This is a genomic window from Nocardioides sp. YR527 (assembly GCF_900101045.1).
GTDB lineage: Bacteria > Actinomycetota > Actinomycetes > Propionibacteriales > Nocardioidaceae > Nocardioides.
Genome location: NZ_FNFN01000002.1, coordinates 205,709 through 232,373, shown reverse-complemented (window position 1 = coordinate 232,373; position 26,665 = coordinate 205,709). Strand labels below are relative to the sequence as shown.

Here is a 26,665-nt window from a genome sequence, read left to right as displayed (position 1 = left end):
GCCCGGTGGCATGTTCGGCGTGCAGGGCACCGGCGACACCAGCGGCTATGCCGGTCTCACCCGCCAGCACGCGATGCCGAGCCGCACCAGCGACGTCGGCGTGCAGCCCTACGGCGGTTGGTTCAAGGAGATCGCCGACGCGCTGGCCTTCGCCGAGGCGGAGGCGGTCATCCACCGCGGCGAGCTGACCTTCCACGTGCGCCGCGAGCGGCTGCTCGAGGTCCTGCAGGTGCTCCGCGACGAGCTGCGCTTCGAGCTCTGCTCGGGCGTCTCCGGCGTGCACTACGTCGATGACCAGGGCAAGGAGCTGCACGCGGTCTACCACCTGCTCTCGATGACGTACAACCGCCGGGTGCGGGTGGAGACCTCCGCCCCCGACGAGGACCCGCACGTGCCGAGCGGGGTGGGCATCTACCCGACGCTCGACTGGCACGAGCGGGAGACCTACGACATGTTCGGGATCGTCTTCGACGGCCACCCCGGACTCACCCGGATCCTGATGCCCGACGACTGGCCGGGCCACCCGCAGCGCAAGGACTACCCGCTGGGCGGGATCCCGGTGGAATACAAGGGCGCGACGATCCCGCCGCCGGACACCCGGAGGAGCTACTCATGACGACGACAGAGGACGAGGGACGTACGTTCACCGTCACCGGCCAGGACTGGGACGAGCTGACCGACGCCCTCAAGGACGTCAAGGACGAGCGGATCGTCGTCAACATGGGGCCGCAGCACCCCTCGACCCACGGTGTGCTCCGACTGATCCTCGAGCTCGAGGGCGAGACGGTCACCGAGGCGCGTGCCGGGATCGGCTACCTGCACACGGGCATCGAGAAGAACATGGAATACCGGTCCTGGACGCAGGGGACCACGTTCGTCACCCGGATGGACTACCTGTCCCCGATCTTCAACGAGACGGCGTACGTCCTCGGGGTGGAGAAGCTGCTCGGCATCGGTGCCGAGGTGCCGGAGAAGGCCGAGGTCATCCGGGTCCTGCTGATGGAGCTCAACCGGATCTCCTCCCATCTGGTGGCGATCGCGACCGGCGGCATGGAGCTCGGCGCGCTGACCGTGATGACGATCGGGTTCCGCGAGCGTGAGCTGTGCCTGGACCTGTTCGAGTTCATCACCGGGCTGCGGATGAACCACGCCTACATCCGTCCCGGCGGCGTCGCCCAGGACGTGCCGGAGGGCACCGTCGCGCGGGTGAGCGAGTTCATCGAGTTGATGAAGAAGCGCCTGACCGAGTACGCGGCGCTGTGCAACGCCAACCCGATCTTCAAGGGCCGCCTCGAGCAGGTCGGCTACCTCGACCTGGAGGGCTGCCTCGCGCTCGGGCTGACCGGCCCGATCCTGCGGTCGACCGGCTACCCGTGGGACCTGCGCAAGACCCAGCCCTACTGCGGCTATGAGGACTACGACTTCGAGGTCATCACCTGGGACACCTGTGACTCCTACGGGCGGTTCCGGGTGCGGCTGGCCGAGATGTGGGAGTCGCTGCGGATCATGGAACAGGCGCTCAAGCGGCTCGCCGACCTCGACGGTGCGCCGGTCATGGTCGCCGACAAGAAGATCGCCTGGCCCTCGCAGCTCTCCGTCGGCCCCGATGGCCAGGGCAACTCCCTCGACCACATCCGCCACATCATGGGCGAGTCGATGGAGGCGCTGATCCACCACTTCAAGCTGGTGACCGAGGGCTTCCGGGTGCCAGCCGGCCAGGCGTACGCAGCGATCGAGTCGCCGCGCGGAGAGCTCGGTGCCCACGTGGTCAGCGACGGCGGCACCAAGCCCTACCGGGTCCACTTCCGGGACCCGTCGTTCACCAACCTTCAAGCCACGAGCGTGATGTCCGAGGGCGGCATGGTGGCCGACGTGATCGTGGCGATCGCGTCCATCGACCCGGTGATGGGAGGCGTCGACCGATGACGCTTGCTGCTGAGACCTACGACGAGCTGCGCGAGATCGCCGCTCGCTACCCCCAGGCCCGCTCCGGCCTGCTGCCGATGCTCCATCTGGTGCAGTCGGTGGAAGGACGGGTCACGCCCGAGGGGATCGACGCTTGCGCCGAGGTCCTGGGGCTGACTCCCGCCGAGGTGAGCGGGGTGGCGACCTTCTACACGATGTACAAGCGTCATCCCGTCGGGAAGCACCACGTCGGCGTCTGCACCAACACCCTGTGCGCGGTGATGGGCGGCGACGAGATCTTCGCCTGCCTGCGCGAGAAGCTCGAGGTGGGCAACGACGAGACCACCGCGGACGGCGCGATCACGCTCGAGCACATCGAGTGCAACGCGGCCTGCGACTACGCGCCGGTGGTGATGGTCAACTGGGAGTTCTTCGACAACCAGACCCCGGAGTCGGCCTCACAGCTGGTCGACGACCTGCGTGAGGGCCGCGAGGTCGTGGCCTCGCGCGGTGCGCGGATCACGAGCTGGCGCGAGGCCGAGCGGGTTCTCGCCGGTTTCGAGGACGGGCTCGTCGACGAGGGGCCCGCGGCCGGAGCAGCGTCGCTTGCGGGGCTTGATATCGCCATCGCTGGTCGAGGGCCACTTCGTTCAGACCCTCGCGCCAGCGAGCGCGTCGAGACCAACACAGTCCCATCGAGCGCCGACAGCGACCGAGTTGGTCTCGACACGCCTCCGCCTAGCGGCTCCGGCGGCTCGACCAGCGAGGGGAAGTCCAATGAGTGACGTACTTGTTCCCGTGCTGACCGCCAACTGGGCCGACGAGCGGGCCTGGACACTGCCCGCCTATGCCGAGCAGGGCGGCTACGACGCGCTCGATGTCGCTCTGGGGATGGCCCCCGAGGACGTACAGACGATGGTCAAGGACTCCGGTCTCCGCGGTCGCGGTGGCGCCGGGTTCCCGACCGGGGTGAAGTGGGGCTTCCTGCCCGCGCCCGACCCCGAGAACCCCAAGCCGCGCTACCTCGTGGTCAACGCCGACGAGTCCGAGCCGGGCACGTGCAAGGACATCCCCTTGATGATGGCGAGCCCGCACACGCTCGTGGAGGGCGTGATCATCTCCTCCTACGCCATCCGTGCGGAGCGTGCCTTCATCTACGTACGTGGCGAGGTGCTGCACGTGATCCGGCGGCTGCGCGCCGCGGTGCGCGAGGCCTACGAGGCCGGCCATCTCGGCACGAACATCCACGGCTCCGGCTACGACCTCGAGCTGGTCGTGCACGCCGGTGCCGGGGCCTACATCTGCGGTGAGGAGACCGCGCTGCTCGACTCCCTCGAGGGGCGCCGCGGTCAGCCGAGGCTCCGGCCGCCGTTCCCGGCCGTCGCCGGTCTCTACGCGAGCCCGACCGTGATCAACAACGCCGAGTCGATCGCCTCGGTGCCCGCGATCGTGAAGAACGGCGCCGACTGGTTCGCCGGCATGGGCACCGAGAAGTCGGCCGGCGTCGGGATCTTCTCGCTCTCCGGTCACGTCAAGAAGCCGGGGCAGTACGAGGCACCGCTCGGCATCACGCTGCGCAAGCTGATCGAGCTGGCCGGGGGCGTACGCGAGGGGCATGAGCTGAAGTTCTGGACCCCGGGTGGCTCCTCGACCCCGTTGTTCACCCAGGAGCACCTGGACGTGACGCTGGACTTCGAGGGCGTGGCCGCCGCCGGCTCGATGCTCGGCACCCGGGCGCTGCAGATCTTCGACGACTCCGTCTGCGTGGTGCGCGCGGTGCTGCGGTGGACGGAGTTCTACAAGCACGAGTCGTGTGGCAAGTGCACCCCGTGCCGCGAGGGCACCTGGTGGCTGGTGCAGGTGCTGGAGCGGCTGGAGAAGGGCGACGGGAAGCCCGAGGACCTCGATCTGCTGCTCGACCAGTGCGACAACATCCTGGGCCGCTCGTTCTGCGCGCTCGGTGATGGCGCGACGAGCCCGATCACGAGCTCGATCCAGTACTTCCGGGACGAATACCTGGCCCATCTGGAGCAGGGTGGATGTCCCTTCGACGCCAAGAAGTCGACGGCATGGGCGGAGGCAGTTCAGTGACCGAAGTGACCGTCAAGATCGACGGACATGACGTGAGCGTGCCCGAGGGCACGCTGGTGATCCGGGCGGCCGAGGAGGCCGGGATCGAGATCCCGCGCTTCTGCGACCATCCATTGCTCGCGCCCGTCGGTGCCTGCCGGCAGTGCCTGGTCGACATCCCCGACGCCGGCAACGGCCGCGGCTTCCCGAAGCCGCAGGCCTCCTGCACGATCCCGGTCGCCGAGGGCATGGTGGTGGAGACGCAGAACTCCACGGCCGTGAAGGCGCAGCAGGGGATCATGGAGTTCCTCCTGGTCAACCACCCGTTGGACTGCCCGGTCTGTGACAAGGGCGGCGAGTGCCCGCTGCAGAACCAGGCGATGTCCCACGGGCAGGGTGAGACCCGGTTCGAGGGGACGAAGCGTACGTTCCCGAAGCCCATCAACCTCTCGCCCAACGTGCTGCTCGACCGTGAGCGGTGCATCGTCTGCCAGCGCTGCACCCGCTTCGCCGCGGAGATCCCGGGCGACCCGGGGATCGCGCTGATCCAGCGCGGCGCGCAGCAGCAGATCGGCATCGCCGAGGACAAGCCGTTCTCGTCCTACTTCTCCGGCAACGTCATCCAGATCTGCCCGGTCGGCGCCCTGACCTCGGACGACTACCGGTTCCGGGCGCGGCCCTTCGACCTGGTCTCGACCCCCGGTGTCGCCGAGCACGACGCCTGCGGCGCCGCGGTCCGCATCGACCACCGCCGTGGCAAGGTCATGCGCCGCCTCGCAGGCAACGACCCGGAGGTCAACGAGGAGTGGATCTCCGACAAGGACCGCTTCGGCTTCCGCTACGCCGTCCGCGACCGGCTCACCTCGCCGATGGTCCGTGAGGACGGCGAGCTCCGGCCGGCGTCCTGGCTCGAGGCCGTCGCCGTCGCCGCCGCCGGGCTGGCAGGTGCCGGCTCCGTCGGTGTGCTGCCCGGTGGTCGCCTGACGCTGGAGGATGCGAAGGCGTACGCCACCTTCGCCCGCGACACCCTGCGCACTCCCCACATCGACTTCCGCTCGCGGCCGCTGTCGGAGGAGGAGACAGGCTTCCTGCGCTCACGGGTCGCAGGCACCTCGGTCACCTACGCCGACCTCGATGCCGCCGACCACGTCGTCCTGGCCGGCCTCGAGCCCGAGGACGAGGCCGGGACGCTCTTCCTGCGGTTGCGCAAGGCGAACCGCAAGGGTCTGCGGATCACCACCCTCAGTCCGTACGCCTCGGAGGGCTCTCGCAAGCTCGGAGCCGAGGTCGTCCTGACCGCTCCCGGTGCCGAGAAGGACGCGTTGTCGCAGGTCAGCGGGGTCACCGAGGCTTCGGTGATCCTGGTCGGCGAGCGGCTGGCGACCAGCCCCGGCGCCTACTCCGCCGCTGCCGAGCTCGCCGACCGCACCGGCGCGAAGCTCGCCTGGGTGCCGCGCCGTGCCGGTGACCGGGGCGCGGTGGAGGCCGACCTGCTCCCGCGCGACGGTGGTCTCGACGCCGAGGCCATCGTCCGCGGCAACCTCGGCGCACTGCTGGTCGCGGGCGTCGACCCCGACGACACCGCCGACCCCGCCGCCTTCCTGGCAGCCCTCGACCAGGCCGGCTTCGTGGTCAGCCTCGAGCAGCGGATCACCGCGGTGACCGAGCGCGCCGACGTCGTACTCCCTGTCGCCGCCGCCTCGGAGAAGGCCGGCACCTTCGTCACCTGGGAAGGCCGCCGCCGCCCGTTCACCCAGGTCTTCGACAAGCCCGCGGCCTACTCGGACGCCGAGGTCCTCGGGCACATCACCGCCGAGTTCGCACTTGTGGACGCCGAGTCCGCAGAAGTGGCGGACGAAAGTGTCGAATGGTCACCCACAACTACCGATTCGGCTGCAACAACTACCGATTCGGCGGGGGTTCGGCTGGCGACCTGGCGCCTGATGCTCGACAACGGGACGCTGCAGAGCGGCGACAAGGCGCTGGCCGCGACCGCGCGACCGGCGTTCGTACGCATCTCTGCCGCGCTCCACGAGGAGCTCGGTGACGTCGTGACGATCACCGGGGACCGGGGGAGCTGGACCCTCCCGGCGATGGCGGCCGAGCTGGCCGACAACACCGTGTGGGTGCCGACGAACAGCTTCGGGCGAGGCGTCTGGGCGGATCTGGCCTCACCGGGCTCGACCGTCACCATCGAGGGAGCGCAGCAGTGAACGGGCTGGAGCAGTTCGGCCAGGACCCCTGGTGGATCATCGCGATCAAGGTCCTGCTCGTCTTCGTCGTCTGCGTCGTGCTGACGCTCTTCAACATCTGGTGGGAGCGCAAGGTCGTGGCCCGGATGCAGCACCGCATCGGGCCCAACCGGCACGGACCGTTCGGTCTGCTGCAATCCCTCGCCGACGGCGTGAAGCTGGCGCTCAAGGAGGACCTGACCCCGGAGAAGGCCGACAAGATCGTCTTCATCACCGCGCCGATCCTGGCCTGTGTGCCCGCGTTCGTGACGTTCTCGGTGATCCCGTTCGGGCCGGAGGTCAACTTCTTCGGCGTACAGACGCCGCTGCAGCTCACCGACATGCCGGTCGCGGTGCTGTTCGTGATGGCGATCGCCAGCATCGGCATCTACGGGATCGTGCTGGGTGGCTGGGCCTCGGGTTCGACCTACAGCCTCCTCGGGGGACTGCGAAGCAGCGCCCAGATGATCTCCTACGAGGTCTCGATGGGACTTGCCCTCGTCACCGTCTTCCTGATGGCCGGCAGCCTGTCCACCAGCCAGATCGTCGCGGCGCAGGAGGACTGGTGGTTCGGCGCCCTGCTGCTGCCGTCCTTCCTGATCTACTGCATCTCGATGGTCGGTGAGACCAACCGCGCGCCGTTCGACCTCCCCGAGGCCGAGGGTGAGCTGGTCGGTGGGTTCCACACCGAATACTCCAGCCTGAAGTTCGCGCTCTTCTTCCTGGCCGAATACATCAACATGGCCACCGTCAGCGCACTCGCCACGACGCTGTTCCTCGGCGGCTGGCGGGCCCCGCTCGGCCTCGGCACCGTCTGGGCCGGCGCCAACGAGGGCTACTGGCCGGTGCTGTGGTTCTTCCTGAAGATGTTCTTCTTCATCTGGGTCTTCATCTGGCTGCGCGGCACGCTCCCGCGGCTGCGCTACGACCAGTTCATGTTCCTCGGCTGGAAGGTGCTGCTGCCGGCGAGCCTCGCCTGGATCGTCGTCGTCGCGGTGATCAAGATGGCCGCGATCGAGGGCGGCTTCAGCCCCAACTGGATCCTCTTCGGCTTCGGTCTGGCCGTCACGGTGGTCGTCGTGCTCGGCTTCCTCAACCGGCTACCGGAGAAGGAGGCCCAGGTCACCAAACCGACCGGCGGTTTCCCCACGCCCACCCTGCCGCAGGGCGGGGCCGTGCGGGGTGCCGCGCAGCCGCTGGTGTTCGGACCTCCGGCTGTGTCGACAGCCACCAACGGCGTACGCATTCTTCCCTCTCCTGAGGAGGCCAAGTGAGCAACGACGACCGCTCGTTCAAGGAGCGTTTCTGGGACCCGGTCAGCGGGTTCGCGGTGACGTTCGGGACCCAGTTCAAGAAGCCGGTCACCGAGCAGTACCCACAGCAGAAGGAGCCGACCGAGGAGCGATTCCACGGCCGGCACCAGCTCAACCGGCATGCCGACGGGCTGGAGAAGTGCGTCGGGTGCGAGCTGTGCGCGTGGGCCTGCCCGGCCGACGCGATCTACGTCGAGGGTGCGCCCAACACCGAGGAGGAGCGCTACAGCCCCGGCGAGCGCTACGGCCGCGTCTACCAGATCAACTACCTGCGCTGCATCCTCTGCGGGCTGTGCATCGAGGCCTGCCCGACACGTGCGCTGACGATGACCAACGAGTACGAGCTCGCCGACACCTCCCGCGAGAGCCTGATCTACGAGAAGCAGGACCTGCTCGCGCCGCTCGAGGATGGGATGGAGGCGCCTCCGCACCCGATGTTCCTCGGCAACGACGACACCTCCTACTACGCGCCCGAGCCGGCCGCTGGTCGAGGGCCACTTCGTTCAGACCCTCGGCCGCCTGCGGCCGAGCGTGTCGAGACCAACACAGTCGGATCGAGCGCGGCAGGGGACCGTGTTGGTTTCGACACGCCTTCGCCTAGCGGCTCCGGCGGCTCAACCAACGGGGGCCACTGATGAGCTTCGTCATCCTCGCCTCGGTCACGGTGATCGCGGCGATGGGCCTCCTGTTCGCGCGCAAGCCGGTCCACGCCGCACTGTCGCTGGCGGTGGTCATGGTCGGGCTCGCGATGATCTACGCGACGCTGGAGGCGCCGTTCCTGTTCGCGGTGCAGATCGTGGTCTACACCGGCGCGATCCTGATGCTGTTCCTGTTCGTGATCATGCTGGTCGGCGTCGACACCTCCGACACGCTCAAGGAGACGATCGCCGGGCAGAAGGTGCTCGCCGTCGTCCTCGGGGTCGCGCTGGGCGCGACGCTGATCGCGGGCGTCGGCCAGGCGAGCATCGCCACGATGCGCGGGCTGGCCAGCGCCAACGAGGGCGGCAACGTACAACGCCTGGCCGACCTCCTCTTCTCGCGCTACGTGATCGCCTTCGAGGCGACCAGTGCGCTGCTGATCACCGCCGCGATCGGCGCCATGGTGCTGGCCCACCGCGAGCGGATCGACCCGAAGCAGAGCCAGACCGACCTGGCCCAGAAGCGGGTCGCCGACTACGCGAAGAGCGGCAAGCACCTCGGCCCGCTGCCCCCACCGGGCACCTTCGCGCGGCACAACAGCAACGACACCCCGGCCCTGCTGCCGGACGGTTCGCAGAGCACGAAGTCGGTCCCGGCGATCCTCGCCGGAGGCAACTCGAACGGATCGGCTGACGAGGGGCAGGGCGAATGACAGACAACACCACGGCGTACGTCATCTTGTCCGCCATCCTCTTCACGATCGGCACGATCGGGGTGCTGACCAGGCGAAACGCGATCGTCGTCTTCATGTGCGTCGAGCTGATGCTCAACGCGGCCAACCTCGCCCTGGTGGCGTTCAGTCGGATGCACGGCAACCTCGACGGGCAGGTGACCGCGTTCTTCGTGATGGTCGTCGCGGCCGCTGAGGTGGTCGTCGGGCTGGCGATCATCATGACCATCTTCCGCACCAGAAACACGGCTTCGGTCGACGAGCCAAGGATGCTCAAGTGGTAAATCCTGTCGAGGCCAGCGGCGTCTTCACGCTGATCTGGCTGGTCATCGCGCTGCCCCTCGCCGGTGCTGCCCTGATCCTGATCGGACGGCCGCTGGCACCGGCGCTCTTCGACCGGGTGGGGCACTGGCTCGCGGTCGGGCTCGCCGGAGCGTCCTTCGTGCTCAGCGTCGTCCTCTTCATCGCCGCCCTCGGTCGCGACGAGGAGAGCCGGCAGGTCGTCCAGCACCTCTACACCTGGTTCGACACCGGCTCCCTCGACGTGGGCTTCGACCTGCTCTACGACCAGCTCTCCAGCCTGTTCCTGCTGCTCATCACCGGTGTCGGCACGCTGATCCACATCTACTCGGTCGGCTACATGGCCGACGACGAGCGGCGCACCCGGTTCTTCGGCTACCTCAACCTCTTCCTCGCCGCGATGCTGATGCTGGTGCTGGCGGAGAACTACGTCGGCCTCTTCCTCGGCTGGGAGGGCGTCGGTCTGGCGTCCTACCTGCTGATCGGCTTCTGGCAGTACAAGCCGTCCGCGGCCGCCGCTGCCAAGAAGGCGTTCGTGATGAACCGCGTCGGCGACATGGGCCTGAGCCTGGCGATCGCGCTCTGCTTCGTCACCTTCGGGTCGACGTCGTTCTCGGCGATCGACGTCAGCGACACCACCACGACCACCCTCAACTGGCTCGGCATCCTGCTGCTGATCGGTGCCTGCGGAAAGTCCGCCCAGGTGCCGCTGCAGGGCTGGCTGCTGGACGCGATGGAGGGCCCGACCCCGGTCTCGGCGCTGATCCACGCGGCGACGATGGTGACCGCGGGCGTCTACCTCATCGTCCGGAGCAGCGCGATCTTCGAGGCCGCCGAGGCCGCCTCAACCGCGGTCGTGGTCGTCGCCCTGGTGACGATCATCTGGGGTGCTGCGGTCAGCTGTGTGAAGGACGACATCAAGAAGGTCCTGGCAGGCTCGACGATGAGCCAGATCGGCTACATGATGCTCGCCGCCGGGCTGGGCGGGCCGGGCTACGCCTTCGCGATCTTCCACCTGCTCACCCACGGCTTCTTCAAGGCCAACATGTTCCTCGGTGCCGGGTCGGTGATGCACGGCATGAACGACGACGTGAACCTCAAGCACTACGGCGCCCTGAGTCGGGCGATGCCGGTCACGTTCCTCACCTTCTCGATGGGCTACCTGGCCATCATCGGGTTCCCCGGGTTCGCCGGCTTCTGGTCCAAGGACAAGATCCTCGAGGTCGCCTTCGCCGACAGCTGGCTGGTCGGCATCATCGCCCTCCTGGCCGCCGGTGTGACCGCGTTCTACATGACCCGCCTGATGATGCTCGCCTTCTTCGGCCGCAAGCGCTGGCCCGAGGGCGTACATCCGCACGAGTCGCCGCGGATCATGACCGGTCCGCTCGTCGTCCTCGCGGCGCTGTCGGTCCTCGGTGGCGTCTTCGCGCTCGGCGGCTGGATCGAGCACTGGCTCGAGCCGGTGGTCGCGGCCGGCCCCGCCGAGCACCACGGTCCGCTCCCGGTCTGGGCGACCTCCGTCCTCGCGGTGCTGGTCGTCGCGATCGGGGTCGCGGCCGCCGGGTTCGTCTTCGGACGTCGCCCGGTCACGACCGCGCCGACGCCCTACCTGCACGTTCCGCACGTCGAGGACGTCGTGGTGCCGCCCGGGATGGCGGTCGTCCGCGGCACCCTCGCGACCGACAAGTACGCCGTCGACGGCCTGATGAGCGGTGGCCCGATCGCCCTCGCGGCGATCGCCGGTGAGCTCCGCAAGGCACAGACCGGCTACGTACGTTCGTATGCCCTCTCCGTCCTCGGTGGCACGGTTCTCGTTGCCCTGGCCCTGATCGTGGTGAGCTGACTTGCTGACAATCCTCGTCCTCGTCCCGTTCGCGGGTGCGCTGATCACCGCGGTGATGCCGGCGCGGCCCAAGGCGTGGGCTTTCGGCTTCGCGCTCGCCACCCTGATCGCCGGCATCGTCACGATGTTCACGGCCCCCGACACCGATCTCGTCTGGATCGAGCCGCTCGGCGTCCACTGGGCACTCGAGATGGACGGCTTCGGCAAGCTGATGGTGATGCTGACCGTCGTCCTGGTGCCGCTCGTGATGGTCGCGGCGGTCAAGGACCACGACAAGCGCTGGTACGCCTGGGCGCTGGCCCTGGAGGCCTTCGCGCTGCTCACCTTCACCGCCGGCGATCTCTTCCTCTTCTACATCGCCTTCGAGGCGACGCTGATCCCGGCGTACTTCATGATCGGCCAGCACGGCGGTCCCAACCGGGCCCGGGCCGCGCTCAAGTTCCTGATGTTCCAGCTCGGCGGCGGGCTGGTGCTGCTCGGTGCGCTGATCGGCTTCTTCGTGGTCTCCTCGGAGGCCGGTTCGCCGTCCTACCTGATCAGCGACCTCGCCCAGCTCGACATCGGCACCAACGCCGAGCGCTGGATCTTCGTGGCGATGTTCATCGCGTTCGCGGTCAAGGCGCCGCTGTTCCCGGTGCACACCTGGCTGGCCGACACCACCGAGCAGGCCACCACGCCGACCTCGGTGCTCCTGGTGTGCGTCCTTGACAAGATCGGCACCTTCGGCATGATCCGGCTCTGCCTGGGTCTGGTGCCGGAGGCGTCCGCCTGGGCTACGCCGGTCGTGGTGGTGCTGGCGCTGATCTCGATCGTCTACGGCGCGGTGCTGGCGATCGGGCAGGACGACCTGCTCCGCCTGATCGGTCTGACCTCCCTGTCGCACTTCGGGCTGATCACCCTCGGCATCTTCGCGGCGACCCGCGAGGGCCTGGTCGGGGCGATGCTCTACATGGTCAATCACGGTGTCGCGACCGCGGCGATGTTCCTGATCGCCGGTTTCCTGATCGCCCGCAAGGGCACCGCCTCGATCTCGTCGATGCGGGGACTGGAGAAGGCGACCCCGGTGCTCGCCGGCTCGTTCCTGATCGCCGGTCTGGCGACCGCCGGTCTGCCCGGCCTGAGCCAGTTCGTCTCCGAGATCCTGGTCCTGATCAGCGCCTTCGACTACCACTGGCTGGTCGGTGTCATCGCGGTCACCGCGATCGTGCTCGCCGCGATCTACGTGCTGTGGGCCTACCAGCGGATCTTCACCGGACCCGCTCAGCTCTCCAGACCGGTCTCCGACCTGGATCGGCGAGAGATCGGCGTCGTCGCTCCTCTCCTCGTCGCCCTTCTCTTCTTCGGCTTCGTCCCCGGACCGCTGATCTCGGCGGCGTCGCCGGTCGTGGAGCCTCTCGTCAATGTGATCCAGGCAGGTGAGTGACGCGATGTTCGAGTCCCCCGGAATTTCGTACGCCACCCTCTGGCCCGTCCTGCTGGTGCTGGCCGTGGCGTGCGCCGGCGTCGTCGTGGAGGCCTTCGCGCCGCGCGCCGCGCGGTTCAACACCCAGGTGTCGCTGGCGTTGGCCGGTCTGGTCGCCGCGCTCGCCGGGACCGTCGCCGTCGGCGCCGGGTCCAGCCTCGGCGCCTCGACGGGTGAGGGTGCCCTCATCGTCGACGGCCCGGGGGTCTTCTCCCAGGGGCTGGTGCTGCTGGTCTCGCTCGGCGGTGTCGCGCTCTTCGCCGAGCGACGTCTCGACAACGGGGTGAGCGCCTTCGCCGGTCAGGCCGCGGCACTGCCGGGCACACCGGCCGAGCGCACCGCCTCCCAGCGGGGTCTGGAGCACACCGAGGTCTACCCGCTGATGATGTTCGCGGTCGGCGGGATGATGCTCTTCTGCATCTCCGGCGACCTGCTGATGCTCTTCGTGGCCCTCGAGGTGCTGTCCCTGCCGCTCTACCTGCTGACCGGGCTGGCGCGGCGTCGTCGGCTGCTCTCCCAGGAAGCGGCGCTGAAGTACTTCCTGCTCGGCGCGTTCTCCTCCGGCATCTTCCTCTACGGTCTCGCGCTGGTCTACGGCTTCGCCGGGTCGATGTCGTTGGCGGAGATCGGGGACGTGGCGGCCGAGGAAGGCTCCAGCCCGCTCCTGCTCCTCGGGATCGGCCTGATGGCCGTGGGCCTGCTCTTCAAGACCGGTGCGGTGCCGTTCCACTCCTGGACCCCCGACGTCTACCAGGGCGCCCCGACACCGGTCACCGCGTGGATGAGCGCGGCCACCAAGATCGCCGCGTTCGCCGCGATGCTCCGGCTCTTCTACGTCGCCTTCGGCGCGGAGGGTGACATCTGGCGTCCGGCGATCGGCGTCATCGCGGTGCTGACCATGCTGCTCGGCGCCTCCTTCGCGGTGGTCCAGACCGATGTGAAGCGGATGCTCGGCTACTCCGCCGTCGCCCACACCGGCTTCCTGCTGACCGGCCTCCTCGGCGTGCAGACCGACGCCTTCGGCTCCACCCAGGCGGTGCTCTTCTATCTGACCGCCTACGGGTTCGCGACCCTCGGCGCCTTCGCGATCGTCTCCCTGGTGCGAGGGCCCAACGGCGAGGTCGGCTCGCTGGAGCGCTGGGCCGGACTGGGCCGGTCCAACCCGTGGGTCGCGGCGACCTTCGCCGTCTTCCTGCTCTCGATGGCCGGGCTGCCGCTGACCGGCGGGTTCATCGGCAAGTGGGGCGTCTTCGCGGCCGCGCTGGGCGCCGGGCAGTGGCCGGTCGTCGCGGTCGCGATCGGCTCGAGCATCATCGCGATCTTCTTCTACGTGCGCATGATCATGGTCATGTTCTTCACCGACCCGCGTGAGGACGCGGCCGCGGTCGTGACCCCTTCGTACGCCACCACCGTCGTGATCGCACTGAGCGCTGTCGCCACCGTCTTGTTGGGTGTAATTCCGGGCCCTGTGCTCAGCCTGTTGGTGGATGCGGGAGGATTCATCGGGTGAGCACCAGCGCACCCACCGACCGAGCCCCTGAACTCGCCCTCCCGATCACCGATCCCGAGCTCGAGCAGCGGCTGCGCGCTCGGATGGCGATCGTGGAGGAGAAGCTGGCGGGTTACGCCCGTAGCAGCTCCCCGTTCGTCACGGAAGCGGCGTCGCATCTGCTGGAGGCCGGCGGGAAGCGGTTCCGGCCGTTGCTGGTGCTGCTGGCCGCCGAGTGCGGCCCGGACACGCTCTCCGACGAGGTCATCACCGCCGCCTGCGTCGTCGAGCTCACCCACCAGGCCTCGCTCTACCACGACGACGTCATGGACGAGGCGCTCCTGCGCCGCGGTGAGGACACCGCCAACGCCCGCTTCGACAACCACGTCGCCATCCTGACCGGCGACTTCCTCTTCGCCCGCTCCTCGTCGCTGACGGCCGAGCTGGGCCCGGAGGCCGTACGCATCCAGGCGGCCACCTTCGCGAAGCTGGTCGAAGGCCAGATCCTCGAGGGTGTCGCGCCCGCCGAGGGTGTCGACCCGGTCGACCACCACCTCGAGGTGCTGGCCGGGAAGACCGGCGTCCTGATCGCCACCTCGGCGCTCTACGGCGCGCTCTTCGCCGGGGCCGACAAGTCGATCCAGGATGCGCTGATCGCCTATGGCGACATCGTCGGCGTCGCCTTCCAGCTCTCCGACGACATCCTCGACATCGCCTCGGACGAGTCCGGCAAGACCCCGGGCACCGACCTGCGCGAAGGTGTCCCGACCCTCCCCGTCCTCTACGCCCGCCGCTCGAACGAGCCCGGCGACGCCCGTCTCCTCGAGCTGCTCGACGGCGACCTCACCGACGACGCGGCCCTGGCCGAGTGCGTCACCCTCCTCCGCGCCCACCCGGCGCTGGCCGAGGCTCGCGACTACGTCCAGGCCCGTGCCGAGGAGGCCAAGGCCGCCCTCGCGCCACTCCCCGAAGGCCCCGTCCGCAAGGCCCTCGAGGCCTTCGCCGACATCGTCGCCGTCCGCTCCGTCTGACCAGACCCAGCCGAGACGTCACCTACGTCGGCCGAGACGTCACGTACGTCGGCCGAGTTGGCGCCCACGTGCCAACTCGGCCGACGCGAGTGACGCCTCGGCAGGTCTCGACCTTCGGCCTCGGGTAAAGAAATGCATACCCGGAGCGGTAACGTAACGCTGTGAGTGAGCAGCGGCGTGGAGTGATGTTCGGCGCCGCGGCGTACGTGATGTGGGGTGCGTTCCCGCTCTACTTCCCGCTCCTGGAGCCGGCCGGAGCCTGGGAGATCCTGGGGCACCGGATCCTGTGGTCGCTGGTGGTCGCGGCGGCGCTGGTGCTGATCGTGGGACGCCGCAAGCAGGTGGCGGCGATCCTGCGCGACCGGCGCAAGCTCTTGCTGCTGACGGCGGCCGCCGCGGTGATCTCGATCAACTGGGTGACGTACATCTGGGGGGTCAACAACGGGCGGATCGTGGAGACGAGCCTGGGCTACTTCACCAACCCGCTGGTCACGATGCTGATGGGCGTGATCATCCTGCGCGAGCGGATGCGGAAGCTGCAGTGGGTGGCGCTCGGGATCGCGTTCGTGTCCGTCATCGTGCTCACCATCGACTACGGCCGGCTGCCGTGGGTCGCCCTGATCCTGGCGTTCTCGTTCGGCACCTACGGGCTGCTGAAGAAGAGCGCGGGGGTGGGTCCGTTCGAGTCGCTGGCCGTCGAGACCGCCGTGACGGCACCGTTCGCGGTGGCCCTGATCGTCGCTCTCCAGGCCACCGGCAACGGCACGCTCGTCGGGCATGGCGTCGTGCACGTACTCCTCCTGATCAGCCTCGGCATCATCACTGTCGTGCCGCTGGCCTGCTTCGGCGCGGCCGCCATCCGGGTGCCGATGGTGACGATCGGGCTGCTCCAGTACCTCGCGCCGATCCTGCAGTTCGCCGTCGGTGTCTTCATCGCCCACGAGGCGATGCCTCCCGGCCGTTGGGCCGGCTTCGCGATCGTCTGGATCGCGTTGATCATCTTCAGCGCCGAGGCCGTTCACCACCGCCGCAAGGTCCTGCGGACGCTCGTGACCCCGCCGAGCTCGACGACCGTCTAGACCTCGCCGACCCCTGCCGGCCGAGACGTCACCCCCGCCGGCCGAGACGTCACCTAGGTCGGTCGAGACGTCACCCAGGTGCCATCTCGACCGACCCAAGTGACGCCTCGGCGGGCGGGTTGCCGTCCAAGGATCGGACCGATCCCGCGTTTTCACATTCAGTCGGTTAATTCAAGTATTCTCCTCGACATTCGTAACCCGATCGACCTTGACTCGGCAGGGCAGAAGTGAGGAACCAGATGAAGAAGATCAAGGTTGCAGCGGCGTTGGCCGCTGCGAGCATCCTGACCTTGACCGCGTGCGGTGGCTCCGGCGGCGACAGCGACGCGGAGTCGATCTCCATCGTCGGCTTCGCCGTCCCCGAGACGGCCAACAAGGCGATCGCCAAGGAGTTCAACAAGACCCCCGAGGGCGAGGGCGTCACCTTCGAGACCTCCTACGGCGCCTCGGGCGACCAGAGCCGTGCGGTCGAGTCGGGTCTGAAGGCCGACTACGTCCACCTGTCCGTCGGCACCGACGTACAGCGCCTGGAGAAGGCCGGCCTCGTCGACGCGTCCTGGGACGACGGCGACAACAAGGGCATCGTGTCGAGCTCGATCGTCGTGCTCGGTGTCCGTGAGGGCAACCCGAAGAACATCCAGGGCTGGGAGGACCTGATCAAGCCGGGCGTCGGAGTGGTCACGGCCAACCCGGCCTCGTCCGGCGCCGCGCGCTGGAACGCGCTGGCCGCCTGGGGCTCCGTCGTGAAGAACGGCGGCACCGAGGCGGAGGGCAAGGCGTACCTCGACAAGCTCTTCAAGAACGTCGTCACCCTGACCAACTCCGGTCGCGACGCCACCACCGCCTTCCTCGGCGGCACCGGCGACGTGCTGCTCGCGTACGAGAACGAGGCGATCCTCGCGGCGCAGCAGGGCGAGGGCTTCGACTACATCGTCCCGGACTCCACCGTGCTGATCGAGAACCCCGGCGCCATCCTCGAGGACGCCTCCGCGCCGTCCCAGGACTGGCTCGACTTCGTCCTCGACCCCCAGGGCGGCCAGAAGCAGTTCGCGCTGACCGGCTTCCGCCCGGTCAACACCGCTGAGCCCGGCGTCGTCGACTGGGACGCGATCGGCCTGAAGCCCGAGGACATCAAGGGTGCCAAGGACCCCGCCGACCCGTTCCCGGCTCCGAAGCAGCTGCTCACCCTGGAGAACGACTTCGGCGGCCGCGACTGGTCGGGCGTCAAGGAGAAGCTGTTCGGCACCGGTGAGGACGGCGAGGAGCTCGGCATCGTGACCGACTCCATCGCCAAGTCCGGCAAGGCCTCGCAGTAGTCCGGTCATGACGACAACCATCCCTACGGCCGGGCCGGCTGCCCCACGTTCGACACGTCGCAGCCGGCCGGCCACCACTCTGACAAGAACCAGCGGCATCGGGCTCGGCATCACGATGCTCTGGTTCAGCCTGCTCGTCCTCATCCCGCTGGTGGCGGTGATCATCACCGCCTCCAGCGGCGGCTGGTCCGCCTTCGCCGACCAGCTCACCAACGAGCAGACCGCGTCGGCGATCCTGCTGACGATCCGTGCGGCCATCGTGGTCACCCTGATCAACGTCGTCATCGGCACGGTCATCGCCTGGGTCCTGGTACGTGACAAGTTCTGGGGCAAGGGCCTGCTCGAGGTGATCATCGACATCCCGTTCGCGCTGCCGACGATCGTCGCCGGCCTCGTGCTGCTCTCCCTCTACGGCGCCGAGTCACCCCTCGGCCTGCACTGGGCGAACACGTCGACGTCGGTCTACCTCGCCCTCGCGTTCGTGACGCTGCCCTTCGTCGTACGCATGGTGCAGCCCGTCCTCGAGGAGCTGGACGCCGACGTGGAAGAGGCCGCGGCCTCTCTGGGGGCCTCCCGGTTCACCACGTTCTGGCGGATCATCCTGCCCTCGCTGACCCCGGCCATCGCGGCGGGCGCGGCACTCTCCTTCGCGCGCGGGATGGGGGAGTACGGCTCCCTGGTCCTGCTCTCGGGCAACCTGCCGTTCAAGTCCGAGGTCGCCTCGGTGCGGATCCTGTCCGCGATCGAGAACGACAACCCGGAGGGCGCGGCCGCAATCGCGGCGATGCTGCTGGCCGTCTCGCTGGCCGTCATCGTCGTCCTCGACCTGGTCCAGAGGAGGATGGTCCGCCGTGGCTGAGACCCGTCGTGCTCCGCGCACCCCACTGACGTACGTCCTCCGCGTCATCGTCATCGGCTACCTCGGGCTCCTGGTGGCGTGGCCGGTCGTCCTGGTCGCCTGGAACGCCTTCCACGTGCCCGATGTCGGGTTCACGACCGAGGCGTTCACCGAGATCTTCAACGACCCGCAGATGATGCACGCCATCCAGCTGACCTGCGTGGCCGCGGTCGTCGCGACGCTGATCAACCTGCTCTTCGGCGTCACGATCTCGCTGCTGCTGGTGCGTACCGAATTTCCTGGCAAGCGCCTCCTGAGCGCGATGATCGACCTGCCGCTGTCGGTCTCGCCGATCGTCGTGGGCCTGGCGCTCGTGCTGGTCTACGGCGGCCGCGACGGCTGGTTCGGGCCGACGCTCGAGTCGGCCGGTATCCAGATCATCTTCTCGACGCCCGGCATCATCATGGCGACCGCGTTCGTGTCGCTGCCGCTGGTGATCCGCGAGGTCATCCCGGTGCTGGAGGAGATCGGCACCGAGCAGGAGCAGGCCGCCGCGTCGCTCGGCGCAGGTAGCTGGCAGATCTTCTGGCGGATCACGCTCCCAGGCATCAAGTGGGCCGTCATCTACGGCGTCGTGCTCACCCTGGCTCGCTCGCTGGGCGAGTTCGGCGCGGTCAAGGTCGTCTCCGGCAACGTGCTCGGTCAGACCCGCACCGCCACCCTCGCGGTCGAGGAGAAGTACCTCAACTTCGACCAGCAGGGCGCGTACGCCGTCGCCTTCCTCCTCGCCAGCGTCTCGGTCATCTGCATCCTCATCGTCTTCGTGCTGCGCGCCCGCGGTGCGCGCGTGCGGTGAAAGGACCACATCCCATGAGCATCGAAGTAAGCGGTGTCAACAAGAATTACGGCGACTTCGTCGCACTGGAGGACATCAACCTGACCATCCCGACGGGGCAGCTGACCGCCCTGCTGGGTCCCTCCGGCGGCGGCAAGACCACGCTGCTGCGCGTCATCGCCGGGCTGGAGACGCCCGACACCGGGTCGGTCGTGATCGAGGGCAAGGACGCGACGTCGCTGCCGGTCCAGAAGCGCAACGTCGGCTTCGTCTTCCAGCACTACGCCGCGTTCAAGCACCTCTCGGTCGCCAAGAACGTCGCCTTCGGGCTGGAGATCCGCAAGCGCCCCAAGGCCGAAGTCGCCAAGAAGGTCGGGGAGCTGCTCGAGCTCGTCCACCTCTCGCAGTTCGCCAACCGCCTGCCCTCGCAGCTCTCCGGCGGCCAGCGGCAGCGGATGGCGCTGGCGCGGGCGCTCGCGATCGAGCCGTCCGTGCTGCTGCTCGACGAGCCCTTCGGGGCCCTGGACGCGAAGGTACGCAAGGAGCTGCGTGACTGGCTGCGACGGCTCCACGACGAGGTGCACGTGACCACCGTCTTCGTGACCCACGACCAGGAGGAGGCCCTCGAGGTCGCCGACGAGATCGTGGTTGTCAACCAGGGCGGCATCGAGCAGATCGGCACGCCCGAGCAGCTCTACGACCAGCCCGCCAACGACTTCGTGATGTCGTTCCTCGGCGACGTGACCACACTGGGCGGTTCCTTGATCCGGCCCCATGACGTCGAGGTGACCCCGTCCCCGATCTCCGAGCACTCGCTCGAGGGCACCGTCTCGCGCGTCCTGCGGATCGGGTTCGAGGTACGCCTCACGGTTCTCACCGACGACGGTGAGGTCGTGACCGCCGAGCTGACGCGTACGCATGCCCGGGCTCTACGGCTCGAGGAGGGCGCCAACGTGTTCGTCACGCCGACGCCTGGGGCTTACACGATGCCGGCGCCTTCGTCGGCGGCGTAGGGGCTGTTCCTTCGTCGAGGTATGCAGGAAAGGGCTCACATCCCGTGCGGAGTTCCGCGGGGGATGTGAGCCCTTTGCTGCATACCCTTCGACAGGCTCAGGACACCGCCTTGCTGGAGGAACCGACCGCTCAGTGAGGCAGCCAGGCCTCGTCGCGCGCGGTGCGGGTGGTGACCTCGTCGGGCAGCTCGCGGGAGGCGAGCTCGGCGATCGAGACCTTCTCGAAGACCTCGCGCAGCGAGTCGCGGGCGGCGATCCACACGTGCTGGAGGACGTCGGCGCGCTCGTTGTAGGTGACGCCCTCGGGACGTAGTCCGTAGACCGAGACCAGCGGACCGTCGACGGCGCGGATCACGTCGGCGACGGACACGTCCGACGCCTTGCGGGCCAGGCGCCAGCCGCCGGACTGGCCGCGCTGTGAGATGACGACGCCGGCCTTGCGGAGGTCGGCGAGGATCGCCTGCAGGAACCCGTGCGGGATCTCCTGGGCGCGGCCGAGCTCCTCGGCGCTGACAGCTTTTCCGTCCTCGCGCGCGGCCATCTCGATGAGGGCGCGGAGGGCGTAGTCGGACTTGGCAGATACTCGCACGGCCACATTCTTGCAGATGAATGCAGAATTTCGCTCAATCTAGTGGTCAAGTCCACTTTCATTCGCGAGCGTCTCGGCGCGCGTCTTGAGGGCCGCGGCATGCCGCCGGAACCCGTCCGCAACTCGCGCGGGCCCGGCCAGCCCGACCAGCGGACCGGAGAACTCCTCGACCGTCTCGTAGCGCGTCGGCCCGCCGGGTCGCTGGGTCAGCCGCTGATGACGTACGCCGCGGACCAGGCCGAGCCGCGCCGGCCAGCCCTCATAGACATAGGCCAGGTACGCAACCCCGGCCCCGTCCTCGCCGACGACCGGTGCGTCGAGAGCCGAGATCCGCTCCGGCGAGCGGGCGCGGCCGCCGTTCGCCCAGGTCACATGCAGCACGATCGGGTTGCCCACCGCCGCCGGCTGCGCGGTCTCGGCGCGGACGACGAACGGGTTCCAGACGGCGTACGACTCGGTCTCGACCATCACCCGCCACACCGCCTCGATCGGGGCGTCGATCTCGACGGTGGCCTTCGGGTGCTCGTAGGCCACGAGGTCAGCGGTAGTTGATGAACTGCACCGCGAAGTCGTAGTCCTGGCCCTTGACCAGCGAGATCACGGTCTGCAGGTCGTCGCGCTTCTTGGAGGAGACGCGGAGCTCGTCGCCCTGGATCTGCGCCTTGACGCCCTTGGGGCCCTCGTCGCGGATCAGCTTGGAGATCTTCTTGGCATCCTCGGAGGAGATGCCCTCCTTCAGCGCGACCGAGATCTTCGACTGCTGGCCGGACTGGCGCGGCTCGCTGGCGTCGAGGATCTTCAGGGACTGCTGGCGCTTGATCAGCTTGTCCTGGAAGACCGAGAGGACCGCGCTGGCGCGGTCGTCGGCGGAGGCGGAGATCTCGATCGCCTGATCGCCGCTCCACTCGATGGTCGCGTTGGTCCCCTTGAAGTCGAACCGCGTCGAGACCTCCCGCGCGGTCTGGCTCAGCGCGTTGTCGACCTCCTGGCGGTCGATCTTGCTCACGATGTCGAACGACGAGTCAGCCATGACTCTCTCCTCTAGCTTCTGTCCAGGTCTGTGGTGTCTCACCCTAGGACCTCGTCCCGTTTTCGTACGCCGCCAGGCCCTGCGCTATTGTCTATTGCTGTCGCGATCCCCTTCACGGGGGCGCGCGAACAACCCAGGCAGATTGCCCGAGCGGCCAATGGGAGCGGACTGTAAATCCGTCGGCTTTGCCTTCGAAGGTTCGAATCCTTCATCTGCCACGCCTGGGAGAACACCCCGGTGACCAGCGGAAACGCTGGCCACCGGGGTGTTTCGCTTGTCCGGCTGTGTCCAGCCGTAGCCTGCTATCTGCCGGTAGTCACGTCCGATACGCGTCCGTCAACTTCAACTACGACGACGAGCCCGCATGGAGCCGGCCGATCGACGCCGCCAACTACGCCGCCAACTACGCCGACGACCTCGAGGACTTCCCGCGGGCCGACGAGTTCATCCCTGCCTGGCTCCGGGGCCGACTACAGGAAGCCGGCGTCTGACCGGATCTACGGGCACCCGCGCATGACATGGCGGGGGCGTGCCAAGACCTACAGGCCGACCGGTCCCTGACCTGAGTCGATCCGTGTGATGAGCCGCGGTGCCTGGAGACGTATGGCGGAGGGGTCGCCGATGAAGGTGTACATCATGGATTCAGGGAGATATCCAGGGGAGCGCAACCAGCCTTGGACCTTCTCCTCTTCGTGACGTTCGGCCGCAATCTCGAGCAGTACAGCCTCGGCGTCGTCGTACAAGTGCTCGGGACTAATTCGGCCGGCGGCCCGGCGACTCATGAACTCGAAGATCGGCGGTACCCCACCTTCGCTGGAGTGCCCCCAGTCCATCAGGCGGGGGTTGCCGTAGAGGATGTCCATGATGACGGTATTGGTCTGGACGCGGTGCCACAGGTCGAGCATGCTGACGTGCCTCTCGGTGCCTGCGATGCTCTCGCTCATGTAGAGCAAGAGCCGTCTCATGAAGACTGAGTTATGGAAGACACCCACAGGGACGAGTGTGCTCAGGACAGCCCTGGCTCCTTGACGTAGCAGCAGATCGGCGACCGCGACCGGACCTCCACCTCGTGGCCCGGTGTGGCAGGCACTGAGGATGACCATCGGCGGCATTGGACCCAGGTCGGTGCCGATACTCCGTTCGGTGCCGATCATCAGGCCTGCGAGGTTCGAATCCGCCTGATAGATCCCATGCGCGCTGATCACCAGCACATCGGGTCGATGCTTGGCGACGGCTTCGATGAACTCGGCCTTGTTGTTCACCGAGACCAGATCGACGGACACGGAGCGAGTTTCGTCATTCAGGTTGGATGCCGCCTCTGACCATATGCTTCGCGAGATCCGCCCCACGACGTCATCGGTCGGGATGCACTCGACAACCAGGACTCGCATACCTGCCGACAGGTCGGTGACGCGGTCCGGGTCGAACTCGAGCTGTAGAGCGCGAGTCAGCGGATTGATCGGCCGGTACGCAATCGGGACCATCGCGGCGAGCGGCGCAGTGCTGCCCGGCATACGCAACAGTCCGATCGGGAAGTTCGTGTAGGCGTCGATCCGCGATGCTCTCTGAATCGTCGTCACCATCGAGTCGGTCCAGAACGACGCCATGGCATCGTCCAAGCGTCCGCGTAGCTTCTCTTCCTTGGCTGGCTGAACACCCCTGGCGCTGCGAACACCATCAAGCCAGTAACGCTCCAGATCTGCAAGGGCGACAAACGCAGTATCGGGGACCGGGTCGACTATGACCACTCCCATCGAGTCGTCGCCTGCAGCCTGATGGGCGACCATCAGTCCTAGGACTTCGGGAGGGTCACCGGACGGCCGCGCGGTCGGAGGCGTAGAGCCGGTCGTGGATTTTTCGGAGGAGCCGTTGTTGGCCGTGCCTGGCACGCCAGACGAGCCACCGTTGCCATGCTCTCGGACGAGACGTCGATATCGCGGGGCTACTCCTGGCAGTGTCAGAGCGAGTGGCGCACGAATCCGACGAACAACGGTCTCCATTACAGAATCGAACTGCTTCTGCGGATCTTCGGGATCCTCGTCCAATTCGGCCAATGTTGTCAGCGCCTCGATGCGAGCCCGAAGTCGAAGAGCCTGAAGGGCGCTCATGCTGGGTTCGCTGTCGTCGACGGCTGGAAGCGAGTCCGACCCGAGAATTCTCGCCAGGCGGCGCAGAGACAGCACGGACCCTTCCAACGAGATGTCCGGCGTCCAATCGCGAGGTGAGGTCGGGGCAAGGTCTATTCCGGAGGGCCAACTCGACTCCCAACGGTCACTCATCGCTTTCCAATGGGCTTCCAGCGTCTCCTGTGACAGGCTCGAGACGCTCGCCGGAGGGAGCGCGAATCCGCCGGCGGCTGACATCGCCTCAGCATCCCGGAGGTCATCGTCAGCGCACAGCACGAGCGTGGGCTCACCGAACCCGAGCCAAGCGGGGAACAACGGATCTTCGTGTGCTTCCCTCTGCACCAGCAGGATGTTGTGACGTCGGCTCTCGCTCAGCGACTCACGGATCCAGCGTGGCGGCATGTCGACGACGTCGAAGCGTGTCTTGGGCAGGTGCAACGCATACCAGATTGCCGGCAGGACCGGCATCAGTTCCGGATCGAAGGACGTTGTCGCGGCGTCGATGTCAGGCGAGAACGCGAGAGGTTCGTACGGGGCGGTCGGATCGCTGCTCACAGGGCAGAGGACCACATACAGCGGCCGTGGCTGGTTGATGCGTCCCGCATGACTCGAAGAAGCTGGCTCAGACTCCTGCATCCGCACATTGTTGCCCCCGGTTAGCCCGGGGTGATCGGTTTCGGGGAAGTTGCCGGCCCTAGGTCGAGTTGAGGAGCCGTTCCCTGCTTCGTTGGATGGCATGACAGAACACGCTCCCCCAACTGGCGACGACCCGCGGCACCTCTTCCTGAGCGCTCGCGAGGTGATCGCCAGGTATCGCTGGGCCAAGACCAAGGGGGTATCAGAACCTGAAAGACCGCGAACTGGTCCCTCCGCCGGTGATGAGCCACCCCGACCGCTGGCGGCTCGACCAGCATCGCGCAGGCCATGGAAGCTGTCCCAGCTGCTCAGAAGACCGCAGCGAAGTCGTCGACTCGACTCGCAGTGTTGATGCGGACGCCCACCGTCGTCTGGCGGCGCTTCTGCCCCAGCCCAAGCAGCGGCGCTCCGCTTGAGTCATTGCCAGTTCAATAGACTTCCGAACACGTTCCGAATACAATGGAACCATGACCATCGCAGCTGACCTTCCACGCTCGACCCGGCGTTCCTCGGACCTGAGCAAGCACTCGGCCGAGGTCTTCGCCGAGGCCGAGGACCACCCCGTGACGGTGACCCGGCGTGACGGTGCACCCCTCGTACTCATGTCACAGCGCGAGGCCGAGGGTCGAGCCCGCCTGTTGAACTTCGCAGCTCAGTTGATCACCGTCACTCTGGACGACAAGGGCTCACTCGCCGAGCGCATGGCCAAGGCCTATCCCTGGATGCTCGCGCTGAACGCTCAGGACCGCGAGCAGTGCGCGCAGGACCTCGTCGATGCAGCCCGCGCTTCGTTCTCCACCGACCAGCCTCATCTGGCGATCGCAGAGCTGACGTCCTGGAAGGAAACTGCTACGGCGGTCGCTGCAGGTCTCGGCAACGCAGACCTGGAGTGGCTCGACGAAGACGAGTCTGTAGAGCGTCCCTGACTGTGGCAGCCAAGAAGAGCGCGGCGGTCCCGCGCCCTGTGAAGAAGACCGAGTACGAGATCAAGTTCGCGACTACCGACGCGCAGAAGGGATGGCGGGACCTTGTCGCGACCATCCGTAACCCCATGGCCGAAGCATGGGACTTCCTCACGAGAACGCCCATGACCATGACGCCGACCAACTACCGGCTCAAAGGCGATCTCGGCACCGTTCACCGCAACGGCGCAAGCCACGAGCGCTGGCAGCACAAGCCGACGGCGAAAGGCACCGCGCGCATCTGGTTCTACGTCCACGAGCACACGGTGTTCCTGGAGCAGGTCCACACGAGCCATCCGAACGAGACGAAGTAGAGCTGGTTAGAGCGCGCCGAGAACCCGTGCTCGTCATGATCATGGGTTCTTATGTGTCCTGGTCAGAGGATGATGCCGACTTCGGTGACGTACCGCCCTAGTTGTCGTGCCGGGCCATAGCCGCGCGGCCCCCATAGAGCGCGCGATAATTGGACTGGCGTAGATCTGCGGCCGCGTTGTCCCACTCTTCGAGGTTTTCGAGGAGCCACCTGCGAGTGGCGTTGGTGCGTGGCGCTGCGCTGAGGCGGCGGATCCAGGGCTCAGCGCCTTGCATCAGTCCTGCCCACGGGTAGAGGACGACCATGGCATTGAGACCTCCGTAAGCGAGATCGTGGGACCAGTGATCGAAGTCGCTCTCTCTGGGCTGTGTCGTTGACGGGCGTGGCCGGATACGAAGTCCTCGGTCCCTGGATCAATGCAGCGCCAGTAGTTCTTTCCCGTTGCGACGCAGTCCGCACAGGTGATGATTCCGGTCATCTCCTGGTGTCGGCGCACCCACTCGCCATCAATGGCGTGGGCATCCTTGGTTCCAGGGATGCGCCGCTGGCATAGGCAACACATGACCCGAAGCTTCGCTGGTTTCTGACTGGTTCCTGATCCCATGGCGTGTGATGTCACTTGGGACGTTGTCACGTCAGTTGCTGCAAGAGATCCTGAGGGCACGGATCTCTTTGACGATCCGGCGGACCTCATCCTTGTCTCCGAGCCTCTCGGCCGTGACGTCGGTGTACGGCTCCTTCCAGCGGCCTACGTACTGGCCATCCTGAGTGGAGACGGTGACTGCGTAGACGTGGTTGGTGGCGCGGTTGACGGACACATCGACTTTGTATTCGTTCATGCCAAACTATCTTGGCTGCGACCACCGACATTCTGTGATCATTCCATCGTCGTGCGCGTCGACGTTTCGGTGACCG

At 67.4% G+C, this 26,665-nt stretch carries 26 protein-coding genes and 1 tRNA gene; 22 read left to right on the top strand and 5 right to left on the bottom strand.

Annotation, left to right across the window (positions count from 1 at the left end; genetic code table 11):
* Nucleotides 1–10: 10 nt before the first annotated feature.
* The 18 genes from BLT25_RS05555 (at nt 11) to BLT25_RS05470 (ending at nt 20,094) form a co-directional block, all read left to right on the top strand.
* On the top strand, nt 11–616 hold the full coding sequence (locus BLT25_RS05555; protein ID WP_091044277.1) for an NADH-quinone oxidoreductase subunit C: 606 nt from the start codon (nt 11–13) through the stop codon (nt 614–616).
* Nucleotides 613–1,926 carry an NADH-quinone oxidoreductase subunit D gene (locus BLT25_RS05550; protein WP_091043010.1) on the top strand — a complete coding sequence of 438 codons (1,314 nt, stop codon included), beginning with the start codon at nt 613–615 and terminating at the stop codon, nt 1,924–1,926. Before BLT25_RS05555 ends, BLT25_RS05550 begins: the two co-directional genes overlap by 4 nt.
* The gene (gene nuoE, locus BLT25_RS05545; protein WP_091043007.1) at nt 1,923–2,690 is read left to right on the top strand and encodes an NADH-quinone oxidoreductase subunit NuoE; all 768 of its coding nucleotides are present in this window, start codon (nt 1,923–1,925) and stop codon (nt 2,688–2,690) included. Before BLT25_RS05550 ends, nuoE begins: the two co-directional genes overlap by 4 nt.
* Nucleotides 2,683–3,996: an NADH-quinone oxidoreductase subunit NuoF gene (gene nuoF, locus BLT25_RS05540; RefSeq protein ID WP_091043005.1), complete on the top strand. Its 1,314-nt coding sequence runs from the start codon at nt 2,683–2,685 to the stop codon at nt 3,994–3,996. The genes nuoE and nuoF overlap by 8 nt, the downstream gene beginning before the upstream one ends.
* Nucleotides 3,975–6,188 (top strand): NADH-quinone oxidoreductase subunit G, encoded by a 2,214-nt coding sequence (locus BLT25_RS05535; protein ID WP_091043002.1) that lies wholly within the window; start codon nt 3,975–3,977, stop codon nt 6,186–6,188. Before nuoF ends, BLT25_RS05535 begins: the two co-directional genes overlap by 22 nt.
* Nucleotides 6,185–7,480: an NADH-quinone oxidoreductase subunit NuoH gene (gene nuoH, locus BLT25_RS05530; RefSeq protein ID WP_091043000.1), complete on the top strand. Its 1,296-nt coding sequence runs from the start codon at nt 6,185–6,187 to the stop codon at nt 7,478–7,480. Before BLT25_RS05535 ends, nuoH begins: the two co-directional genes overlap by 4 nt.
* Nucleotides 7,477–8,154 (top strand): NADH-quinone oxidoreductase subunit NuoI, encoded by a 678-nt coding sequence (nuoI, locus tag BLT25_RS05525; protein ID WP_091042998.1) that lies wholly within the window; start codon nt 7,477–7,479, stop codon nt 8,152–8,154. The genes nuoH and nuoI overlap by 4 nt, the downstream gene beginning before the upstream one ends.
* Complete coding sequence (locus BLT25_RS05520; protein ID WP_091042995.1) at nt 8,154–8,870, top strand: NADH-quinone oxidoreductase subunit J; 717 nt, start codon at nt 8,154–8,156, stop codon at nt 8,868–8,870. The genes nuoI and BLT25_RS05520 overlap by 1 nt, the downstream gene beginning before the upstream one ends.
* On the top strand, nt 8,867–9,172 hold the full coding sequence (gene nuoK / locus BLT25_RS05515; RefSeq protein WP_008356449.1) for an NADH-quinone oxidoreductase subunit NuoK: 306 nt from the start codon (nt 8,867–8,869) through the stop codon (nt 9,170–9,172). Before BLT25_RS05520 ends, nuoK begins: the two co-directional genes overlap by 4 nt.
* Nucleotides 9,166–11,031, top strand: coding sequence for an NADH-quinone oxidoreductase subunit L (gene nuoL / locus BLT25_RS05510; protein WP_091042993.1), 1,866 nt, complete (start codon nt 9,166–9,168; stop codon nt 11,029–11,031). Before nuoK ends, nuoL begins: the two co-directional genes overlap by 7 nt.
* A gap of 1 nt (nt 11,032) precedes the next feature.
* Nucleotides 11,033–12,454 carry a complex I subunit 4 family protein gene (locus tag BLT25_RS05505; RefSeq protein WP_091042991.1) on the top strand — a complete coding sequence of 474 codons (1,422 nt, stop codon included), beginning with the start codon at nt 11,033–11,035 and terminating at the stop codon, nt 12,452–12,454.
* A 4-nt stretch (nt 12,455–12,458) separates the two neighbouring features.
* Entirely contained in the window at nt 12,459–14,003 is a 1,545-nt protein-coding gene (gene nuoN, locus BLT25_RS05500; RefSeq protein ID WP_091042989.1) for an NADH-quinone oxidoreductase subunit NuoN, read from the top strand.
* Nucleotides 14,000–15,013: a polyprenyl synthetase family protein gene (locus BLT25_RS05495; protein WP_091042986.1), complete on the top strand. Its 1,014-nt coding sequence runs from the start codon at nt 14,000–14,002 to the stop codon at nt 15,011–15,013. The genes nuoN and BLT25_RS05495 overlap by 4 nt, the downstream gene beginning before the upstream one ends.
* A gap of 161 nt (nt 15,014–15,174) precedes the next feature.
* Nucleotides 15,175–16,092 carry an EamA family transporter RarD gene (rarD, locus tag BLT25_RS05490; RefSeq protein WP_091042984.1) on the top strand — a complete coding sequence of 306 codons (918 nt, stop codon included), beginning with the start codon at nt 15,175–15,177 and terminating at the stop codon, nt 16,090–16,092.
* Between the two features lie 239 nt (nt 16,093–16,331).
* Nucleotides 16,332–17,408 carry a sulfate ABC transporter substrate-binding protein gene (locus tag BLT25_RS05485; protein WP_091042981.1) on the top strand — a complete coding sequence of 359 codons (1,077 nt, stop codon included), beginning with the start codon at nt 16,332–16,334 and terminating at the stop codon, nt 17,406–17,408.
* A 7-nt stretch (nt 17,409–17,415) separates the two neighbouring features.
* Entirely contained in the window at nt 17,416–18,267 is an 852-nt protein-coding gene (cysT, locus tag BLT25_RS05480; protein WP_091042979.1) for a sulfate ABC transporter permease subunit CysT, read from the top strand.
* A complete protein-coding gene (locus tag BLT25_RS05475; protein WP_091042977.1) occupies nt 18,260–19,102 on the top strand; it encodes a sulfate ABC transporter permease in 843 nt (280 codons plus the stop codon). Before cysT ends, BLT25_RS05475 begins: the two co-directional genes overlap by 8 nt.
* A 14-nt stretch (nt 19,103–19,116) precedes the next feature.
* Nucleotides 19,117–20,094, top strand: coding sequence for a sulfate/molybdate ABC transporter ATP-binding protein (locus BLT25_RS05470; RefSeq protein ID WP_091042975.1), 978 nt, complete (start codon nt 19,117–19,119; stop codon nt 20,092–20,094).
* 130 nt (nt 20,095–20,224) lie between these two features.
* Here the strand turns inward: BLT25_RS05470 and BLT25_RS05465 are convergent, their stop codons facing one another.
* Genes BLT25_RS05465 through BLT25_RS05455 form a run of 3 tightly spaced genes read right to left on the bottom strand, consistent with a single transcriptional unit; the run spans nt 20,225 to nt 21,713 of the window.
* Nucleotides 20,225–20,683, bottom strand: a complete 459-nt coding sequence (locus BLT25_RS05465) for an RrF2 family transcriptional regulator (RefSeq protein WP_091044275.1) — start codon at nt 20,681–20,683, stop codon at nt 20,225–20,227.
* Between the two features lie 39 nt (nt 20,684–20,722).
* Nucleotides 20,723–21,217, bottom strand: coding sequence for an SRPBCC domain-containing protein (locus BLT25_RS05460; RefSeq protein WP_091042972.1), 495 nt, complete (start codon nt 21,215–21,217; stop codon nt 20,723–20,725).
* 4 nt (nt 21,218–21,221) lie between these two features.
* Nucleotides 21,222–21,713 carry a YajQ family cyclic di-GMP-binding protein gene (locus BLT25_RS05455; protein WP_091042969.1) on the bottom strand — a complete coding sequence of 164 codons (492 nt, stop codon included), beginning with the start codon at nt 21,711–21,713 and terminating at the stop codon, nt 21,222–21,224.
* A 136-nt stretch (nt 21,714–21,849) separates the two neighbouring features.
* Between BLT25_RS05455 and BLT25_RS05450 the strand changes: the two genes are divergently transcribed.
* A tRNA-Tyr gene (locus BLT25_RS05450) sits at nt 21,850–21,931 on the top strand.
* Between the two features lie 66 nt (nt 21,932–21,997).
* Entirely contained in the window at nt 21,998–22,204 is a 207-nt protein-coding gene (locus tag BLT25_RS05445) for a hypothetical protein (RefSeq protein WP_091042967.1), read from the top strand.
* Between the two features lie 48 nt (nt 22,205–22,252).
* On the opposite strand, the gene BLT25_RS29390 is transcribed toward BLT25_RS05445, so the two are convergent.
* A complete protein-coding gene (locus BLT25_RS29390) occupies nt 22,253–24,475 on the bottom strand; it encodes a CHAT domain-containing protein (RefSeq protein ID WP_176883644.1) in 2,223 nt (740 codons plus the stop codon).
* Nucleotides 24,476–24,942: 467 nt separating this feature from the next.
* Between BLT25_RS29390 and BLT25_RS05430 the strand changes: the two genes are divergently transcribed.
* A complete protein-coding gene (locus tag BLT25_RS05430; protein WP_091042961.1) occupies nt 24,943–25,401 on the top strand; it encodes a prevent-host-death protein in 459 nt (152 codons plus the stop codon).
* A gap of 2 nt (nt 25,402–25,403) precedes the next feature.
* A complete protein-coding gene (locus BLT25_RS05425) occupies nt 25,404–25,751 on the top strand; it encodes a hypothetical protein (RefSeq protein WP_091042958.1) in 348 nt (115 codons plus the stop codon).
* Between the two features lie 634 nt (nt 25,752–26,385).
* On the opposite strand, the gene BLT25_RS05420 is transcribed toward BLT25_RS05425, so the two are convergent.
* Nucleotides 26,386–26,589, bottom strand: coding sequence for a hypothetical protein (locus BLT25_RS05420; RefSeq protein WP_091042955.1), 204 nt, complete (start codon nt 26,587–26,589; stop codon nt 26,386–26,388).
* Nucleotides 26,590–26,665 lie beyond the last annotated feature (76 nt).